We start from the raw sequence: 20,871 nt of genomic DNA on the forward strand, positions 1-20,871 counted from the left end.
TATTCTTATAAATTAGTTCCTTCTTTTATGTAAAAAGGATACACATAATTGTGTCTTGTATTTGTTTGATTGTACATGTAGTCAATCGTAATTTCTACCAATCCAACTTCCAAGTCTGCGAATACTACATCAACTTCTAAAACCCTAATTCTAGGCTCATTATCTAATAATGACGTTTTTACAGCTTCACGTATTTCACCTTGTAATGTTGGACGCATTTCTTTGAAGAAAAATGTTTGTAAACCCGAACCAAATTGTTGTTCAAATGGACGTTCTCCAAAAGTTGTTTGCATGATCAAATTGATCATTTCATTAATGTTCTCTTCGTATTTTGTAAGCAATAATTGATTGTTACCTGCTAAAAACGTAACAGGAAACGACCAACCTGAGCCTAAAAACTCTTTTTGTATGATCGTTTGTTTATCCACCGATCATCACTGTAAAATCCCCTAATACTATTGATCCTCCATGCGCTGTTGAATCGCCTATACGTGCGGCTGGCATTCCGCCAATCATTACCGTTGCCGAACCTTTTACTATAGAGTCTGGCGGACCCACACATACTAGCATATCACCAACACGTGCAGCTGGAAGTTTCCCAATCAGCACAGTTGGTTCTCCAGGACCGATAATTGGTCCACCTACATGTGGAATTGGCGCTGGAACTGCGGGCGTTTGCATTGGGCATTCGTGAAAATCGGTTAATCTTGCTGCTGGTGGCATAGTTTTCGTTTTTTTAGTTTTAGTATTGAGAAAACATATAGTGCTTACTTTACTATTTGTCATTCCTGCGTAGGCAGGAATCTATCTTTTATTATTTTTCGTTTCAAAGTATTTCTCGATACAATTTTCTATCGAAAATCACTCGAAATGACGTTCAGTTTTTAATTTCCATCTAACATCTAACATCTAACATCTAACATCTAACATCTAACATCTAACATCTAACATCTAACATCTAACATCTAACATCTAACATCTAACATCAGTTAATCATCACCATAGCGCCTTTTATGGTGGTTTGCGTTCCTCCTTGTAGAGAAGCTGTCATACTTCCTTCTGCAGAGTATTGCATTTGCGCAGTTTCTTTAATATTCAGTCCTTTGATTTGTACATCGCCACCAGAAGACTCAATAGAAACTCCTTGATCACCTTTGAGTGTTAGGTTTTGCGTTGCCTGAACCGTAATATTTTTGGCGCTTTTAATGGTAATTCCACTATCAGACATTACAATGCTATTATCATTCTGGTCTTGGATAGTAATGCTCTTGTCTTTATCACTAAAAATTGCGGTATTCTTATTTGGAGTTGTGAGTGTGTACACAATGTTTTCATCATCAAACTGCATGTTAATTCCTGATTTGGAAACAATTGCTTTGATCGAATTTTTTTCATTCGGATCTAAACCATCAAAAGGTTTATTGTTAGATGAACTATACATACTTCCCAAAATGATCGGATACCGTGGATCTTCGTTTAGGAAACCAACAACAACCTCATCACCGACTTCAGGCATAAAAAATGCACCTGCGCCTGCGGTGGAATAAAAGTTGGTTAATCGTGCCCATAATCCTTCTCCATTCGGATCAAATAATGGAATATCAACTAATACTCTATATTGATTATCTGGATCTTCATACATCTTTTTTACAGTTGCATTGAATAACCCTTGCGCTCCTGGTAATAGTCCTGAAGCTGGCGGTGCCATGACATCAGGTTCTTCTGTAAACCAAACAGGAGATAAGCCAACTTCAACTTCTGTTGTCCAATTTCCATGAGAAATGATATGGTGCACACCAGAAATGATATGATCGCCATTGAAACGATCGCCCAAACCTGCGAGTGTAATGTATTTTGCTGGATCAACTAAGTTGCTTCCTTGAAATTTTACTTCTCCCTGAATTTTTGAATATGCACTTTTTATTAAAGCAGCTTTTGACCAATTGGTTAAGTCGCTGCTTTGAATTGGTGCCGTACTCTGCAATTCATAGTCTGATAAACCAACAACTTCTGATAGTTTTTTAGAAGATAAATTCCCTGGACCAGCATAACTACTTGTCGCTTCTCCTGAAGCTGTTTTTTGTTGTGTGTAATCCCAAGAAGTTGCTTTTGCAGATCCTAATTGTGTTACAGCATCTAGCGCAGCATTAAACTCTAATAAATTATCTCCGTACGCAATTTCTAATACAGAACTTGTATCAGCATCAGGCTTTATCACAGATACTTTTCCATTGAGTGCTGTAACAATCATTCCGTTTGTTTCGGCTCTGGCCAATAGAAAATCCCAGTCAGTTGTATAGTATTGTACTTGTTCTGGCCATTCCGTAGTCGTTGCAGTTACATCTGCGCTCAATCCAGAATAGTTTCCAATGATAGTACTCATGATGTCGCTATCTTTCTTTTTGGAATATGTCAAACTTTTTCGTCCTACAATCATTTTTACAGCTTCATCACGGCATTCTACAATTAATACAGAACCTTCATTTCCATGAATGCGAATGTTTTGCTTCGTCACAATTCCTGAAAAGATGACTTCATTTTTAGAGTCATAACCAGCTTCAATGGTGATTTTAGTTCCTGGTACAAACGTACTTGATGAACTTGCTTTAAAGGTTTCATCTGCAGGATTTCCGTCAATAACAATAATTTTTGCCATCGAAATTCTATTTATACCTTTTTCAATATCTATAGATTGTACGTCCATAGCATCAGGAATAGCACTTCCGGCAGATTTTATTGTGAAGGTTACTAAACCTCCACTAGTAATTGTTGTTGATGCACTCATTTATGTTGGTTTTATGATTGGTGGAAATAGTAATGTTTGTCCACCTTTTAATTGTCTGAATTTGTTTAAATCATTGTATTGTGCAACTTGCACGTAATAGTATGGTGAATTCCATACTTTGTTTGATAGTTGTGGTAAGCTTTCTCCTTGAATTACTTCTACCATATGTGAAATATCGGGCGAACTTTCGTTGTCTTCTTTTTGCCGCTTGTTAGCAGAAATATATTTCCCAAAGCTTAACGAAATTTTTGCTCGTAATGGACTTCCATCAGGTTTGAATAGTGTATATGTCGTATCAAATGATTTTAATACACTGTAAAATACAAGGTCGCTTCCCCATTGAATTTTCACAAAATTTGGTCTATGTATATCGCCGTTATAGGTATAAACAATGTCTTCTAACGTTTGAATTTCTTTTGATAAATCAGTTCGTTTGTTGTCTACAACACCTGTACAATCAATTACAATATCAAAACTGAGATTGTCACTTGGTGTACTTTTATATTTTTGAGACGTAGAACTTGTATCTATCGGTTGTTGTTCATTGTATTCAATTGTTCGACTCCATTTTATAGATTCTGGATTAATCATTAAACTATATGGGTCACCAGACACAGCTTGCGAAAAGTTTTCGTCTTTGTAACCTGTTATTTTCATATATTCTAATGCCATAATCGTATGTTATCGTTTATACTTTTCTTTTTTGTGACTTTCAGAAATCATTCGTTTACATGTTTCTAGCAGTTCATCTTTTAATCGTGATAAATCGTGTCGTTGATGACTCGCTGAAGTGCTTTGAAGTGCAGATTTGATTTCTGTTTTGATCACTAATTCTCTAATTTCTATCGGCATATTTTTTAAATTATATATACATGTTAGCTACTTGAATTAAGATTAAAATAGTTGTATGCTAGTTCAATGGTTTCGATGAGTATTTCACTTTCTTGTGATTTTAAATCAGAGACTGCATATTTAACAGGATATGCATTGTAAAATGTCCATTTTATCAACACTTTCCCTTCGTTATCAAGTAAGTCAACCGACACATCTTTGGTTTGAATTACTGTTGCCAAACCATCATCAAGTGTATTAGCACACCACGAAATTAATTTTGATCCTGTTGGAACAATAGCTCTTTTGAGGACTAAGTTTTGACTTGAACTTACATTGGGCAATCTATATTTGAATCTATTTTCACCGCCACTTGTAATTTCTTCTATACCAAGTTCTTTACTGATTCCAGATACTTCTTTAAAAGCTGCATCTTCACCTTCAAACGAAAGTGAAAAATAGAATCCAACAGGATAATCAGTACTAGGCATTTGTGATAATTAGTTGTTCATGAGCTATTTCTAAGGTATCAACCGCCACTTCATTTCCATCAGATTTTAAATCAGTACTTGTAATTTTTGTTGGCCACGCATTGTTTAGCTGCCACTGCATAGTTACTTTTCCTGATTCATCTAATAGTTTTATAAGCACTGTTCTACGCTTTATTGTGTTCATTGAAATTTCTGCATGCCAATCCCAAAAGGTATTGTCATTTACAAATACACCGCGTTTCATTGTTATGTTTCCATATTTTACTATACCGGGCATTTTTTCGGTAGAGAATAATGGGCTATTACTTTTACGATATTCAATGATTTGGTTTTCTACGTCCATTCCGGACACTTCTTGAAATGCAACACCTTTGAGCTCAGTTCCTAAGTCTACTTCAAATCTGAACTTTGGCATGGGCCATGTTGCGCCTTCTTTACTTCCATCATCTGCCATAATTATATGTTTTTAATGTGTTAATTTTTTTTGTTTAAATGTGTATACTTCATGTTAATGATTAACTAGAAGTCGCTTGTTGTTGTTGGAATGTAAGTACAATAAATTCTGCTGGACGAACTACAGCAACTTTGATTGTTACGTTCATAAATCCGTTTAAGATATCGTCTGAAGTCATTGTAGCTCCAAGACCACATTCAACAGAAAAAGCACTAGCAGCCGTAGCTCCTTGTAATCCTCCTTGTTTCCAAATACCTGTTAGGAAACTTCCTATCATGGCTTTTACACCTTCCCATGTGTTTTTGTCATTTGGTGCAAATACGTAGGCTTGCGCCGCTAGTTTACACGATTGTTCTAGGAAGTTCATGGTTCTTCTTACAGATAGATATTTCCAGTCTAAACTGTTTCCATCAAGCGTTCTTGCTCCCCAAATTAAGATTCCAAGTCCATTGAAAAAACGAATTGCATTGATTGATTTCCCTGAAACTGCATCTATATTTAAGTCACCTTGTTGTGATTCTGATAGTTTTATTGGAAGTGAAGCCGCACCAACCATTGAGGTATTTGCAGGCGCTTGCCAAGGTCCAACTTCATTGTCAGTAACTGTAATTACACCAGCCATTCCACCACTTGGAGGAAGCATGTTAGCATCACTTAATACATGATTAATGATTGTGCTATACGTTTTACTAGCTGCAATTAATGAGTTGTTATATTGACTTACCGTTAACGGTGTTCCTGGTGGATTTTCTATGTTTGATATAATGGTGTCAACAGATGCGTTTGGTGCAGAAGCAGGACTTAATAATGGTTGTAATTGTTTTACATCACCCGCAAATAAGTTGGTATAATCAATATCAGAAGTTTGCATAATGGTTGTTCCCACAAATGGATAGTACGCTGTTCCGTAGTTGAGTCCATTTGCTCCTGTATTGTCTCGGAATGTTGTAATATCATTCATCCACATAATTGGATCTGGATTTCTTCCTCCAATGATGTCTAATATGGCAACCGAAGTTTGTATTTCTTCTGCTTGTAATAACATAGAAGCCATAAGTGTTCCGTTGTTTTCAACAGAAAGTAGTGTTCCTTCTGGACAGATATACATCGTTGGTTCTTGCTCGTTTTTCAATAAGGCAAGTCCGTTTGTAAGATCATTTAACTGCACATTTGGATTTACAATTTGGTCACCTGGCGTCATTCCTGCGCCTGATTGTGGTCCGTATGTTCCAACAGAAACAATGTACGCGTCTCCACCGCCATTTTCATAGAATAAGCGAATGCTGTTGTACAAATAGTATACTGTGTTTGGATCTGGTACAATGGAGTAGAACGTGCCTTCAATGAGCATGTAGTCTCCTTTTTCTGGTTGACTTTTTTCAGCTACTAAGTAGTACTGTGGACTGTATTGTTTTGCAGGATCTGCTGGTGGTGCAGGATCTGGATAACAAAAGATTGCCTGAAAATCACTAAACGAAGTAATTTTAGTAGGTACATTAGTATACGATTTCCCTTCGTACATGGCTTGTGGAGTGTATCCAATGAAAGCGGGAACAGCTGTAGCCACTGGCACAACTGAGTTTCCAAACCCGTTGATTTCATTGATATAAACCCCTGGAGATTTAATGGTTGATAAATTCATAAAACATAGTTATTAATTTGTATTAATTTTTATGGTTGTTATATATAGATGTACATTAATGATGCAATGACATCGTTTTCTACTATTTGTAAGTTAGCCGCATCTGGTATTGGTAACCCTTTGAATACGGTTTCTTGTCTACTTCCTGAAATAACTGTTTTTGTATTGATTAAATCGAAATTGTATTCAGGTACATTTTTTAGAGGTAATTGATATTCTTCCGAAGAAAATAACAATGCTTTTTGTCCATTTTGAAGCATAGTTTCTCCTTTGTTTACAAATTGAATGTCAGCAGTATTGCTTTCTATTTTTAATTCATCAAAGTTTTGATTTGAACTATTGATAATGTTATAATGCCATTGTGTTTTGCGCGCATGCAACTGAATTTGGAATGCAGTATTTGAATTTTGATTGTGCGCATCTATAATGTCTTTAAACAGTATTTTTATTTGTACAGGATTTTGAACATCACTTTGGGGACTAAATTTTTTGGACAATTCTATTGAATTTCCTGTAGTTATGTTGTTCGTGTTTTCATAAGAAAGTACACCGATTTCCGTCATAGGAATTTCAGCAGTATACTTATAAAAATTTTGATCTGTAACGATTCCTGTCAATTCAAAAGTATCTATTTCGGTTACTTGTTGAATGTAGTTTAGATAGTCTTCAATTGATTGATTGGTATTTGTGTACAATTCAAAACCACTTGTGTGCAACCGTAATACGAATCCATATTTGTCAATTATTTTTTGTGTATTCACCATTGCTTTATACTGAAGACTTTCACAGTTACCTGATGCAAAATAGGTATGTGAGATTGAAACACTGAATAATGAAGTATAGGATGTCGTCATGATTTTATATCCGTATTAGTGTTTATAGTATCAATACCTGATTCAAATCCTTCTACTTGATCAGAGCTAATCGTAATCATTCGTATTTTATATATGATGGATGGTTGGTATTTCGCGCCAAGCGCAGTCCAAAGATTTTGCATTTGCATATATCCATCACCTTTTTGGAATTCAAATTCTAGTTTTCCTATTTCGGCAGGAATTGTTGCGTATTTTGTTGCATCAATTAGTTCGTTATTTTGAAAGAACTGTATGGTAGCGTCCAAAAATTTTAATGCTTCACTGTAATCATCAAAATTTGGTGTAATTAACATGAAGAGATTGTAGCGATTTGAAACAGGTTTTTTTGCATAGTTTCCGTCTGAAACAGGTTGCATTCTATTGTAAAATTGCTTCGTTGTTTCTTCTTCTACATGTATTAAAGAGAGGACGATTTTGTTTTTGTTTTTTTCAGGAATTTTTCCGTCTTGCTCAATAATTCGGTTAATAATCACAACATCTTCATCTAGTCCAAATTTGTTTTTGACAGATTGGTTGAGTGTTTTTGCGGTAAATTGAAATGCTTTTTCAATCATAATAAGTGGTTGGTTAGAAAATCGAGCATGCTAAAATTAATACTATCACTTCGTAAATGAATAGAATCGCCGTATACCATTTATGCACATTTTACGATTATACGCATGTTACCGTATACAAAACGTAGACAAATGTTTTATACGCACTATATGCCATTCATATACTTGTGAATGTGCTTCGATTTTTTGGTTAATATTTTTTTAGTTTGTGTTTAATGAAGACAGCAATACTTCACACAGAGTAGTAAGATACGAAAATAGGGTAGGATGTGGTTGAACAATATTATGTGTCTTAAATTTTAAGTTATATCAAAGAAAAAGGAGTAACATTTATATGATGTTACTCCTAATTTAATTGATAAAAATATGTTATGACTTGCTGTTTACTTTTTCATAATTGTTTTAGTGAAAGTATTTTTTGAGGTGATAACTTTTACAAAATATAAACCTGCCTCATATTTAGAAATATCTACTTTTTTAGCATTGCTTTTCTCTATGCTTTCAGTGTAAATTTTATTTCCATTGATATTATAAACTTCTACTACATATGATTTAGAAATTATATTTTGAATTTTTATTTCGAATATTCCATTTGATGGATTTGGATAGATCGTAAGTTTTTCTTTTGATCTACTAACTTCAATTGTTTGTACTTGTGTAGTAGGTGTACTTTGTCGTTTTACAAATTCACCAGTACAATCCTCAATATAGGCTCTAAACACAGCACCATCTAGCGCATCAAAATCTTCTTTTATTAGCACTTCTTTTCCTGCATGGTATACAGCTTCAGCACCATTAGATACAGTATTTGTGAGTGTGATTTTATTTTCAGCTTCTTGATGGTCTACAGCTCCGTTATTAACATTTGTGTCAATTGTTAGATTTTCCACACAACCATCTGTATCGCATTCACTAAGACATGTTGCGTCAGCAATTACAGCCCTTATTAAGTCTCCTGGTTGATCTCCAAAACCTAAATTGAAGTTTACAGTACCTGTTCCGCTTGTATCACAATAACTCATAATGGTTCCTCCATCTGCTGGGATTGTTTCATTTTCATCACAACTATTTCCGCTACAACCATCAATGGCTGTATTATCGCCATTCCAAACACATTGATGTGTATGTGCAGAACCTAAGTTATGTCCCATTTCATGCGTCGCAACTTTTACTTGTCTTGAATAGGTTGGAAATACTTGAAAGTTTGGAACCATTCTTGAAAACGCATGTGGTGATGGATTGCTAGTTGTAGACGAACATAAACCATTTAAGCCATTTGCTATTCCGAAAGCATCTAATGGAGGCGGCTCTTCTACTTCATTTGTCAACATATGCGCTATATCTCCATCAAAACTAGGTCTAGCTGCTACAAAGTCACTTAATCCAGCTGAAAGCCAAGGACTGTAGCCTTCGTCTTCTTCCCATATAAATATTTCTGAAATAACAAGTGTAATTTCTTCTAATTGATAAATGGCGGCTATTTGATTAAATAATCCTGTTACAAACTCTTCCACATCATTAGTGTCTTGATTGAAGTGATTGTAGAGACCGAAATCAGTTTCAAAATAGACACGTACACAATCGCCTTCACTTCGTGTGGTAACTCTGTCTCCAATAGTTCTGTAAATTTCTTTAAGCTTATCGCTTTTTATTTCAGCATCAGTAGCACAGTTTAGTTCAGCAGGATTTCTTATATCTTCATCATTATACACAATATGCACGTCATCGTTAGGTAACCTTCCAATATTAATGTTTCCTCTGTTTCCAAGAGATATAATCCCCATAAAGTGTTTTTCAAAGATACTGACAGCTACAATACTGTTTTCTTTTTGTCCTCTTATGACACCTCTAAAATGTCGTTGTTTTGATTTTCCAATAGATTCATTTCCAGCACTAGTTTTTACTCGATAATTATAAAAACTATCAGTGACTTCAATAAGGTCTACAGTTACTGTATTGTTTTCATTTGGAATCAATACACGCATTGTAAAATGCTTAGCGGCTCGATTATTTATAAGCTTTTCAGCTATTTTTTCATTAAATGTTAAAAAGTTCGCGGCATTTAGTTCCTTCGAAATTTTATCATTTCTGTAATTCGTGTTCAAAGTGAAAATATTGCTGATATCAACAAAATTTTGCCCTTGACTTCTTGCATTATCAATTTGAGTTGATATGCTCGTATTTGATTGGGCAGCAACTACAATAGAAAATAAGACTATCAGCCCAAAAAAGAAATGTTTTTTTGGTTTCATAGTTTTATTTTTTTGGATTATTAGTTGCTTCAACTCGGTTTAATAGTTTTTCACAAAGTGTTTCAAGTTTTTCTATTCTTTTATTTTGATCTATGATGTAGAGTGTGAGTTCTTCAATTTTCTCTTGTTGTATTTTTGTCATTTCTCCAACATTAATTCCTTCTGTTTCTACAATTTTAGCCGAAGGAACGTTTGGAAGGTGTCCGTTAGTTTTAATGAAATCTTCAACCTCTACAAGTGGAGTTAATGTGTAACCTTCGTCAAATACATAATCTGCCCAACCTGTACGTACTCTAATTTCTTCAGCTAAAAGACCACGTTCTACAAAGAGGCTATAACTACTAACATCTGCTCCGCCAACATTGTTAGGAACATTTGTGTATCCGCCACTACCAATAGCTAGTTTTCCGTGTATTTCAACAATTCTTTGTCCGCCACCGCCATAACCAGGCCATATTAATAAGCGATCATTTCCATAGTTATCAGTTATGATATGTCTTCTACCTTGTGGACCATTCCAAGTGATTTGATTTGACCATCCTGATCCTGCTTCAGTATATAAATCCAATCCTTTTCCTCCAATGGTACCGTTGACATCAAGTTCTAACCATGAGTATTTGGGTGTTGTTCTGTCAATAATTACATTGTCAGTTGTATGCAAATTGCTTCCTGAGTTTGTCCATTGTGCAAATGATACAAGAGGAATAAAAAATAATATTAAAATTTTAATTGTGGTTAACTTTTTCATTTCTTGGTTATTTAGAAAGATTGTTCTTACTCTTTTTTGGCTTTTCAGAATACGCCATATGATGAATCGATTCATATAAAAGTGTGATTAGCAAGGTTTTGTTACCTTGTTTTAAGAATAATTTTCTAAAGAATATTTTTTGAAAAGAGTTTTTGATAAATGTTTAGCAAGGAAAAAGCTTTTTTTTGATTTAATGACCTAAATGTATCTGACACATATTTATGTAGCTAAATTATTTAGTGCCTGTTTATTTTGCTGGATTTTTAGCTTGCAAGCGACTGAATATAGATTCTTAGGTCTTGATCTTTGTGTAAAACCATTTTCTTTTTCAACCGATATTTGTGCGTGCGCACACTTTCTTGATTAATTCCAAGAATAAAACGAATGTCTTCATTAGACATGTTCATTTTGAGATAGCAACAGTATTTTAAATCTTTTGCCGTAAGAGATGGAAATTGAGTCGTTAATTGTTTTAAAAAGGTAGGATTTATATTTTCGAAGTATATTTTAAAATCATCCCAATGTTTTTGACTGCTACGTGTTAGTTTGATTGTATTTACAATAGACATCAACTTTGTTTTGGTAACATCATCAACATTTACATATAGTTGTTTGATGCGTTCTTTTATCTTATCAAGCATTTGTCTTTTTTGATCAAGTTCTAATGTATAACGTGTTAAGTCATTGTTTTGCTTGCTAAATTTATAGGAAGTGTTTTTTTGTGCTTGTTTCCGATTCACAAGCTTTAGAATTCCTTTTATATTGTTTGCAAGATTGTTGTGTTTTATTCCATATTCATACGAATAGGTAAATATAATATTGTTCTCTTTTGATTGTAATTTTCGATGTTGATTGTATTGTCGAAGACATACCAAAGGTATTGAAACATCTGGCATATACGATTGCATAGAATTTAGTACAGCTTGATTGTTTCTAAAACTTAGAATAATTAATATAGGTTGTAAAGATTTTGAAATTTGAATGATATCTGACACACGAGTAGCCGTAATAAAACTGTATTCATCGACTTCTTGCAAGCTTTTTATAATAGCTGCCAAAGACGAAGAAGTATCGCTCCCAATAAGTATATTTTTATGTGTAGTCATCACTTAATATAATTACATCAATACTTTTGTTTGTTGTTGTGGGGAATCTTGTGCTATTATATATTTCCAAATTTACTTTAAAATAAGATGAGATTTTACGGTAGAAATACTTGGTTTTGACGTTTAAGTGTTAATTTTTTTGGATATATAGACTTTTTTATTCAGCATATAAAAACTGTTTTTTTACGAGGGTCTATACCTTTTAGTTTAATTCAATCACTTTTATATTCTTTGTATCAATTTTACGATTTGCATCACACACGGTATTAAATTTTTTAAAGTACAATGTCTCCATATTTTCTTTAGTAAGAGGCTTAATTTTATAGTGAACACTTTTCAAATAGTGTATAAAATCGGAAGGCATTTTTAGGTTAAAGTTTTCAATATAATGTTCCAAATCACTACTCCAAATCCAATAACCATCTGTTGATAATGATTCGTAATGTGGAATTTTTTTGTTTGAAATGATACAATTTGTTAAATCTAACAAAACAGAAAAAGTTTCATTATTAGACATATAATTAGATAATTCTTGATGATCACAAGAGTTTAGCTCATGATTGTTTAGGATATAACTATCTTTTATATGATAAACAATATATGGACTAGTTCTTAAATCTAATAGAAATCTCATTTTTAAGTTACGTTAAATACATGTGTAATGTAATCAATGTATAGGTATAAAAAAAGCCTGTAACTTTAACAGTACAGGCTTTTTTTATAGTTAGTTAAGTTTGTTATACTTAATCTTTACTTACAATAATAAAGTCAGAACGACGATTTTGTTGGTGTTCTTCATCTGTACATTTTGTACAGTCAATTAATGGAGAAGATTCTCCTTTTCCTTCACTACTTAAGCGTGTAGCATCAATTCCTTTAGAAATGATATACTGAACAGTAGATTTTGCTCTTCTTTCAGATAGTTTTTGATTGTAAGAAGCAGGACCTCTAACATCAGTGTGTGTCTCCACTTTAATCACCATATTAGGATACTTAGTCATTACGTTTACAACTTTATCTAGTTCAAAAGCAGCATCTTGTCTGATGTTATGTTTGTCAAAATCAAAATAGATAGGATTTATGACAATCACATCTTCAATGATTTCTTCAATTGGAGCTAATGCAATATCAACTCTTCGTTCAGGATTGCTTCCGCTGTTTACATCAACTTGTTCAGGAACGTATCCTTGAATTGTTGCTGCTAATTGAGAAGCTTTGTCACACTCTACTTTGAATGTTACTTTTCCTTCTGAATCTGTCATTTTTGATCCAACACTATTTCCTTGATTGTCTGCTAGCACAACTTTTGCTCCGCTTAATACAGTTCCAGTTTCTTTGTCAGTTACAACAATTACGTAGTCAACATCACAAATTGGATTGATAAGTGTAGTTTCATAAATATCATCATCCCCTTTTCCACCTTCACGGTTTGAAGCGACAAAACCTTTTTTAGCTTTTTCATCAAATGTAAATGAAAAATCATCAGCGTTACTGTTAAGTGGAGTTCCTAAATTACGAACTACACCATAAGAATTTCCGTTGATTCTTGAAGCAAATACATCCAATCCTCCGATACCTAAGTGTCCGTCAGATGAGAAGTAAAGTGTATTGTTACTACTTACATATGGAAAAAATTCTCTTCCTTCTGTGTTGATATCATCTCCTAAATTTTCTGGTTCTCCAAAAGATCCATCATCATTAATAGCAACTTTATAAAGATCCGATTGTCCAAGTCCGCCTGGCATATCAGATGCAAAGTATAATGTTTTACCATCAGCACTTACAGATGGATGTCCAACAGAATACTCATCATTGTTAAATGGAAGTGGCGTTACATTAGACCATTCACCATTTGACATTGTAGCTTTGTATAAGTTTAATGTTCCGATACCTTCTTCACTTTTCTTAAACTTACCTTCAAAGTAGTTTTCACGTGTAAAGTACATCGTTTTCTTATCAGGAGAGAAACTTAAAGTTCCTTCATGAAATTTTGTGTTGATGTCTTTTGATAAAGCTTCTGCGCTAGATAAGTTTCCGTCTCCATCATATGAAGCCATATAAATATCTAAGAAAGGTTGATCATTCCAGCCATACTTTTTTCCTCCATCACGTGTAGATGTAAAGTATACAACTCCACCAGAAGCAACAGCTCCAAAGTCAGAGTTATTGGTGTTGATTGCAGAATTTTTAACTTCAAACTTTGTTACTTTCGCAAGAATTTGAGGTATATAGTCTGGATTTTTATTGAACGCAATGGCTCTTTTGTCTCTTGGTTTTGCTGCTGCAAATTTAGACATGTATTCATTGTGTTGTTTATACTTTCCATTAGCTTTAAGCATTTGTGAATACTTGTAATACACATCTGGACTTTTGCTTCCTTCGCTTATAGCTTGATTATACCAGCGTTCTGCATCTTTTGTTTTAAATAAATTATAGTAACAATTTGCAAGTTGCTCATATACATAAGCGTCAGCATCGTCAATAGCGATTTCAAGATATTTCTCTGCCGCTTTTACGTATTCAAGTCTGTTATAGAGCTTGTCAGCTTTTCTGGTTCTGTCGTTCTGCGCAAAAACATTTGATGTCGCTAGAACGAGAATTAATATTAGTATTTTTTTCATTGTTTTGGCGTATTAGGTTAGAAATATCTAGGCGAACGAGAAATTTTTCTTGGGAAGTATAAATCAAATAATAAGAATACTTCGTGAGAAGCACTAGCTACAGAAGAAATTTCTGAAGTTACTGCATCATAGGCATATCCTATGCGTAATCTCGGGTTAATCGCAAAGTTGACCATTCCACTAAAAGAATCATCTAAACGGTAAGAAGCTCCAATTTCAAATTTTTCATAAAATAAAACATTTGCATTAAGGTCAAACGATGTTGGCGCATCAAATGCAGATTTTAGTAAGAATGAAGGTTTAATTTTGGTATTTGGACTTACTTGGAATACATAACCTCCGGTAAGGAAGTAATGCGATATTTCAGAACCATAAGATCTACCATTTACGTCTAAGTGCTTTCCTTTTAAAAAGTTTGGCACCGACAGTGCGAGATAATAATTGTCTGTGTAGTAAAAAAGACCAGCTCCTAAGTTAAATGTTGTTTCATTTACATTGCTTGAAAAGGCTTCATCACCTTGATCAATTAGCGTTGGATTTACTTCAGATAACAATCCGATGTCATGGAAGGTTAATCCTCCTTTTAATCCGAAAGCTAATTTGTGAGCACCTCCTAATTTTAATGTATATGCAAAGTCAACATAGGTATTGGTTTCCTTTACTGGACCTATTTGGTCAGAGATTAATGATAATCCTAGACCAACGTTTTTACCGACAGGCGAATGCCCAAAGAACGTAAGTGTTCTTGGGGCACCGTCAAATCCGGTCCATTGATTTCTGTATAGTGCACCTAAAGATATTCCTTCTTTAGAACCTGCGTATGCAGGATTTATTACTGCCATATTATACATATACTGAGTATACTGTGGATCTTGTTGTGCAAAAGACGGCAGTGTAAAAAGTAATATAAATAGCGCGATATATATGTTCTTCATGATATGATATTATTTATAATATAGAATGTTAGTTTTTACGTAAATGGATTTATTTGTTTAAATATATCCATCCGTTTTTAGACTGCCCATTTTCAAGTTTTAATACATAGAAATATGTTCCTACAGGTAAATTATCATTGTCATTTGTTTGACCATACCATTCATCTACATAATTTCTTTTCTTATATAAAGAACGACCATGTGAATTAAAGATTTCTACCTCTTGGACTCTAAATGCAGCCAAGTTCCAGTTATCGTTTAATCCATCACCATTTGGTGAAATTCCTCTAGGGAAAGAACACATTGAATTTACTACACTAAAGGATTTCATAGTTACACATCCTTCAGCATTTGTAATTAAAACGGTATACTCTCCATCATCTGTTGCAATAAATTGCGAATCAGTGTTATTTGTTGAGGTTCCTCCAGACCATTCGTATGTTACTGTATTAGGATCATAAGAACCATTTACTGGCGATACCGTAATAGTATAATCTTCATTAATACATTCTCCTTCTATGTCAATATCACTCGGATCAATTTGCGGTAATGCTATAACATTAAATGAACCAGTTGTGAAACATCCAAGTGCATCATTATTTTCTATTCTAACATATACTATTTCTGAATCAGCCGTTGTATTGATATACATTGTAGGATCTGCAAGTATATTTACTCCTGCTTGCGCATCTGCTTGTGTTTCATAGTAAGTAACGATCACATTTGTTTGTGTTCCTATTACGTTTGCATCTTGCAATGTTAAATCGAACTCAGCAAATCCATCAAAGTCATCATCACAAACTTCTAAGTCTATTACTGATGCAACAATTGGATTAGGAATTACAGTTAAGTCGAAAGTTCCAGTTTGATAACAATTTGTTGTATTGTTTTCGATACGAACGTATATGGTTTGCATATTTGCAGTTGTGTTTGCATATGCTGTAGTGTTTGTAATAGCACTTGTACCTGCATCCGCGTCTGCTTGCGTTTCATAATAAGTTACACTCATGCCAGTTTGTGTTCCAATAACACCAGCATCTTGTATTGATAAATTGAATTGACTAAATCCATTAGTACCTTCGTCACAAGCTTCTAAATCTGTTGTTGCAGTAACTATTGGTTTAGGAAGTACAACTAAGTCAAAACTACCAGTAGAGAAACATCCAGTTAAGTCTTCTTCCAAACGAACATATATTGTTTGTAAGTTAGCTGTTGTATTTGTGTATGCAGCTGGCGTAGCAATTTCATTCATTTCGTTATCCGCGTCCGCTAGTGTTTCATAATAAGAAACAGTTACATCTACTGTTGGTCCAATAATAACACCATCTTGTGTTGATAAATTGAATTCTACGAATCCATCAGTATCATCATCACAAACTTCTAAGTTTGCTATAGGTCCAAGAAGATCTTTAGGAAGTACTACTAAGTCAAAATTACCAGTAATGTAACATCCAGTTGTATCGTCTTCTACACGAACATATATTGTTTGTAAGTTAGCTGTTGTGTTTGTATATGCTGTAGCTGGTGTAATCATACCTGTACCAGCTTCCGCATCAGCAAGTGTTTCATAATAGGTAGCCGAAACATTCGGTTGTACACCTATTACAAACGGATCTTCTAGTGTAAGATCAAACTCAGCAAATCCATCAATATTATCATCACAAACTTCTAGTGTTTGTGTCGCTATAATTTCAGGGTTTTGTTGAACTGTTACTTCAACATCATCGGTTAACACAACCAAACTACCATCCGCTAGTGCGTAGGTAATAGATGCTGTATATGTTGTATCTTCTGTAGGCGAAACCGTAATATCAGTATTGTTACTAATAACGTTTCCATCTTCATCAAGCCACTCAAATGTATAGTTAGGATTACCGTCTGGTACAAATCTCCATAATTCTTGTTGGGTAGCTGCCCATACTCCTGTATTTCTTCCAGGAGGAGCATATCCTACTGTTCCCATATCATTTTGAATTCCTAAAGTAGCCAATCCGTCATTCCATGTAGCACAAACAGGCTTTTCTAAAATTATAACATCAATAACATTAGAAGATTCATATAAAATAATCTGCTGTGTTGTCATAAGGTCATTACACTGAAAGTGTGGAACTTCAAAGAAAGTTATTTTAAATTGACGTGCTGGTGCTGTTCCAACAGTTGTGTATTCTATATAGTGATCACCTGCTACTCCTGGATCAATATCATGATAAGCACCATGAATTGCATTCAAAGGAAGGTTTGGTGAAGGTATCAAGTCTGCTGCGTTTATATTCCATTCATTGAACGTTCCTGCATCACCTGTTTGAAATGAAAGTAATCCATTTGCACCAATTATTACATCGGTATAGCTATTTCCAAAGTAGTCGAAATTAAAACCTAAGTTAATTACAGATGACCATCTATCATCTAATGTAATAGAAGTTGGTACACCTGTTAAGTTTTCTGGTGGACATTGTAAATCACTAATTGTGTATGTACTTGTGTTAGATGTAATTGCACTTGTCATAAATGTAGCAGACAAATCAGTTGAAGTATCATCACACAATTGTACTTGATCATATCCTGCATTAATAATTCCACAGGCTTGATCTGGACAAAATGCTTGTGTTTGAGGAGTACTTGTCAATACACAGTTTGAATCATCAGTATCAGCAACTGTAAATATTACTTCAGTAGCATTTGGAAATGGTCCAAATGTATAAACTCCAGCAGTAGTTATTACTTGTGGCGCACTTCCAAAATCATCACTAATTGTAACAGATAGTGCGTCTCCTGTATCTAAAATTTCTACATCTACTAAAAATTGATCACCCATTGAACAATCTTCTACAATTGTATACGTAGCAGTAGGCCCGAAGCATGTTAAACATCTTACAGTCCAATCCCACGCGACTCCTGTTCCAGAAGCACAACTTGTAAATCCGTCACTGATGACTTCCATATATAAATTTCCTAATCCAGAAGTAACGGTTAAACCAGAAAGGTCACCACCATTATTTCCAGTAAATAATACAGGGAATGTATTGTCTGAACCGTCATATATAACGATTATATCATCATCATCTAAAATTGTTCCTGCATTGAAAACTAATTCCATAGGGAAACCATTGTCAGATGTAAATAAGAATGTATTATCATCATTATTTGTGTAACAGTGGTTTACATTTACAGGTCCATCTGCACATACAATATTGAATACTTGATTTGGATCTGGTCGTGTAGTGAAACTTTCTTCTACACATCCTGAAGCTAGTCCATTACCATTATATCCAAGAATTGTAACATAGTATGTAGTATCATATACTAAATCTCCTAATGAATATGTGGTAACATTACCTACATCATCTCCATTTACAATATCAGTTCCACCAGGTGTTGTTCCTACTAATAAAATATACCCAGCTGGTGCACCAATTGCACTTCCCCAAGTAATATTACCGCCAACAATATCAACGGCAGCATCTCCATTTAATGGACTTATTAAAGAGACACATGATGGTGGTGCTGTTGGATCAATACATCCTACTGTGAAATCCCAAGGAGTAAATCCTGAACCTTGACAGTTGACTGAACCATCAGAGGTAACTGAGATAGTTATTGAGTCTCCAGTAGATTCAAAACTTAAACCTGCTAAATCACCGCCATTATCATCATTAAAAAGTACAGTTCCATTTGAATCTGTAACAACTAATGTGTCAAAGTTTACTTCAACTTGCCCAGCATTAAATATAACCGCCAGCGTTAAAGCAGGGTCAGATGCATAAAAGGTAAATGAAGTTGTATCATTATTTGTGTAACAGTATGTAGTACTAGTAGGAGTTCCGGCACAATCTACTTCAAAAGCAGTTGTAAAGTTTATTGGACCTGTCCAAATACTTGTTTCTCCAGGACCACAAACTGCTCTAATATATACTTCATAATCTGTTGAAGGTGTTAAACCTGTAGCAGTTACTGGGTTTGTTGTAGTGGATGTTCCTGCTCCAGTTGGAGTTCCTGTTCCTGCTGGTTGTATAGCATATTCCCACTCTGTCTCACCACTATTGACAATCCAATTCAAGTCAACATCAGTATTCGTAACGTTTGAAGCAGCTAAATTACTTGGTGCTATACAGAAAGAACCACATGCCTCTACACGAATAAAGTCAACAGATAAATCTCCTTCAAATCCTGTTCCAGCACCTCCATAACTAAATTCAATATATACGGTTTGTCCCAAGTATGCATCCAAGTTAATTCCAATAGGAATCCAAGGATCTGTATCTGCAGTTTGTAAGTCACCACTCCAAGCATATAAATTTGTAAAAGGACCTGTTGGTGTATTTCCAATATTTACATTTAACGTTCCTATGTCTGCACCAAATGCATGTAAGTAGAATGATAATTCTGCACCATCTACAGCAGTTGTTAAATCAATTGGTGGACTAATTGCAGAAGCAATATTAGTAGAATTTCCTGATGCTTCATATTCTAAATGCATTCCTCCACTAAAAGAACCAAAAGGACCAGTATCAAATGAGTTTCCATTTCCTGCAGTAATATCCCAGTTTCCATTATTTCCATCAAAACTATTTCCTGTCCAACCTAACGGTGGATCATCATCAAAATCTTCTGTAAATATAAAAGAAGAAGTTCCAGTAGTACAAGTAACACCTACTGGTGCTGGAGGAGGAGCGTTTAAGGTTAAAAAGTTAATTGGACCAATCCAATTACTAAAACCATCTACTGCACCACAATCAGCTCTTACATATACTTCATAATTTGTGCTTGGATTTAATCCAGTAGCAGCATAAGGAGCATTTGTAGTAACAGGAGTTCCTGCAGCAGCTGGAACACCAGTTCCTGCATTTTGAATTACAATTTCCCAAGCAGTTTCTCCATTGTTTGCATCCCAACTAATATCAACACTAGAATCAGTGACATTTGCAGATGTTAAGTTTGAAATATCTAAACAAGTAGGAGGTGCTGCAGAAGTTATTGTTGGTGAGTCAAAACAGAATCCCCATTGCCAACCACCAGCATCGTCAAACGATAAGCGGTATTGGAACCCTGATTGTTGTGTGGCAGTAAATCCAGATATGTCAAGCGGATTGCTCGTAAAAGAGTCTCTGGTTCCACCACAAAAAGTGTTATTTGGTTGGTCTGCCGAAGCAACAAATTGTTGCCAAACTACCCAAGCGGCAGCATCTGCATCCCAATATTCTAAGTTTAATGTACCATTTAAATCATTGTAAGTGTAGTCAACATTTACAATCATCCATGTTTCACTTGCAGCAAATGCTGCAGAAATATCAATAGTAGGTGATTCAGTAGCGATATCATCTGCACTACCGTTACCTGCTAAGTCGTCGTTAAATGCGAAGTTAGCTGTCAACGTTGGATCAGCTTCAAATGCAGCTGCATTATATACACCAACAACAGACCAGTTTGTATTTGGCCAGTTTGCGGGTTGATTTAATACTTGTGCATATGAAAACGTGTAAAATAACGTTGCCAAGCATAGCAATGTAATTTTTTTCATAAAAAAGTTGGTTAATAGTTAGTAGCCCTAAAAGTAGTAAAAAAAAGCAAACTTAACTT

At 34.6% G+C, this 20,871-nt stretch carries 17 protein-coding genes; all 17 read right to left on the minus strand.

Translation table 11 applies throughout. The annotated features are described in order from the left end of the window. Positions 1-5: 5 nt before the first annotated feature. The 17 genes from ACUUYC_RS09165 to ACUUYC_RS09245 all read right to left on the minus strand — a co-directional run bounded on the left by ACUUYC_RS09165 (position 6) and on the right by ACUUYC_RS09245 (position 20,812). A complete protein-coding gene (locus tag ACUUYC_RS09165) occupies positions 6-428 on the minus strand; it encodes a GPW/gp25 family protein (protein WP_474265410.1) in 423 nt (140 codons plus the stop codon). Beyond that, the gene (locus ACUUYC_RS09170) at positions 421-723 is read right to left on the minus strand and encodes a PAAR domain-containing protein (RefSeq protein WP_474265411.1); all 303 of its coding nucleotides are present in this window, start codon (positions 721-723) and stop codon (positions 421-423) included. The genes ACUUYC_RS09165 and ACUUYC_RS09170 overlap by 8 nt, the downstream gene beginning before the upstream one ends. A 262-nt stretch (positions 724-985) precedes the next feature. Further along, entirely contained in the window at positions 986-2,785 is a 1,800-nt protein-coding gene (vgrG, locus tag ACUUYC_RS09175) for a type VI secretion system tip protein VgrG (RefSeq protein ID WP_474265412.1), read from the minus strand. Next, positions 2,786-3,457, minus strand: coding sequence for a CIS tube protein (locus ACUUYC_RS09180; RefSeq protein ID WP_474265413.1), 672 nt, complete (start codon positions 3,455-3,457; stop codon positions 2,786-2,788). A gap of 9 nt (positions 3,458-3,466) precedes the next feature. Continuing rightward, positions 3,467-3,637, minus strand: coding sequence for a DUF5908 family protein (locus ACUUYC_RS09185; RefSeq protein ID WP_474265414.1), 171 nt, complete (start codon positions 3,635-3,637; stop codon positions 3,467-3,469). Positions 3,638-3,660: 23 nt separating this feature from the next. Next, a complete protein-coding gene (locus ACUUYC_RS09190) occupies positions 3,661-4,107 on the minus strand; it encodes a phage tail protein (protein ID WP_474265415.1) in 447 nt (148 codons plus the stop codon). Continuing rightward, positions 4,100-4,561 carry a phage tail protein gene (locus ACUUYC_RS09195; protein WP_474265416.1) on the minus strand — a complete coding sequence of 154 codons (462 nt, stop codon included), beginning with the start codon at positions 4,559-4,561 and terminating at the stop codon, positions 4,100-4,102. Before ACUUYC_RS09195 ends, ACUUYC_RS09190 begins: the two co-directional genes overlap by 8 nt. A gap of 61 nt (positions 4,562-4,622) precedes the next feature. Further along, entirely contained in the window at positions 4,623-6,203 is a 1,581-nt protein-coding gene (locus tag ACUUYC_RS09200; RefSeq protein ID WP_474265417.1) for a phage tail sheath family protein, read from the minus strand. Positions 6,204-6,241: 38 nt separating this feature from the next. Continuing rightward, a complete protein-coding gene (locus ACUUYC_RS09205) occupies positions 6,242-7,057 on the minus strand; it encodes a hypothetical protein (RefSeq protein ID WP_474265418.1) in 816 nt (271 codons plus the stop codon). Beyond that, positions 7,054-7,632 carry a Pvc16 family protein gene (locus tag ACUUYC_RS09210; protein WP_474265419.1) on the minus strand — a complete coding sequence of 193 codons (579 nt, stop codon included), beginning with the start codon at positions 7,630-7,632 and terminating at the stop codon, positions 7,054-7,056. The genes ACUUYC_RS09205 and ACUUYC_RS09210 overlap by 4 nt, the downstream gene beginning before the upstream one ends. Before the next feature lie 383 nt (positions 7,633-8,015). Further along, positions 8,016-9,884: a zinc-dependent metalloprotease gene (locus ACUUYC_RS09215; protein WP_474265420.1), complete on the minus strand. Its 1,869-nt coding sequence runs from the start codon at positions 9,882-9,884 to the stop codon at positions 8,016-8,018. 4 nt (positions 9,885-9,888) lie between these two features. Then, on the minus strand, positions 9,889-10,632 hold the full coding sequence (locus ACUUYC_RS09220) for a hypothetical protein (protein ID WP_474265422.1): 744 nt from the start codon (positions 10,630-10,632) through the stop codon (positions 9,889-9,891). A 263-nt stretch (positions 10,633-10,895) separates the two neighbouring features. Next, on the minus strand, positions 10,896-11,738 hold the full coding sequence (locus ACUUYC_RS09225) for a helix-turn-helix transcriptional regulator (RefSeq protein ID WP_474265423.1): 843 nt from the start codon (positions 11,736-11,738) through the stop codon (positions 10,896-10,898). Positions 11,739-11,940: 202 nt separating this feature from the next. Further along, positions 11,941-12,372, minus strand: a complete 432-nt coding sequence (locus ACUUYC_RS09230; RefSeq protein ID WP_474265424.1) for a hypothetical protein — start codon at positions 12,370-12,372, stop codon at positions 11,941-11,943. Between the two features lie 109 nt (positions 12,373-12,481). Continuing rightward, on the minus strand, positions 12,482-14,359 hold the full coding sequence (locus ACUUYC_RS09235) for an OmpA family protein (RefSeq protein WP_474265426.1): 1,878 nt from the start codon (positions 14,357-14,359) through the stop codon (positions 12,482-12,484). A gap of 17 nt (positions 14,360-14,376) precedes the next feature. Beyond that, a complete protein-coding gene (locus tag ACUUYC_RS09240) occupies positions 14,377-15,294 on the minus strand; it encodes a PorP/SprF family type IX secretion system membrane protein (protein ID WP_474265428.1) in 918 nt (305 codons plus the stop codon). 49 nt (positions 15,295-15,343) lie between these two features. Then, positions 15,344-20,812, minus strand: a complete 5,469-nt coding sequence (locus tag ACUUYC_RS09245; protein WP_474265429.1) for a T9SS type B sorting domain-containing protein — start codon at positions 20,810-20,812, stop codon at positions 15,344-15,346. Positions 20,813-20,871: the final 59 nt, after the last annotated feature.

The organism is Kordia sp. E, assembly GCF_056033805.1.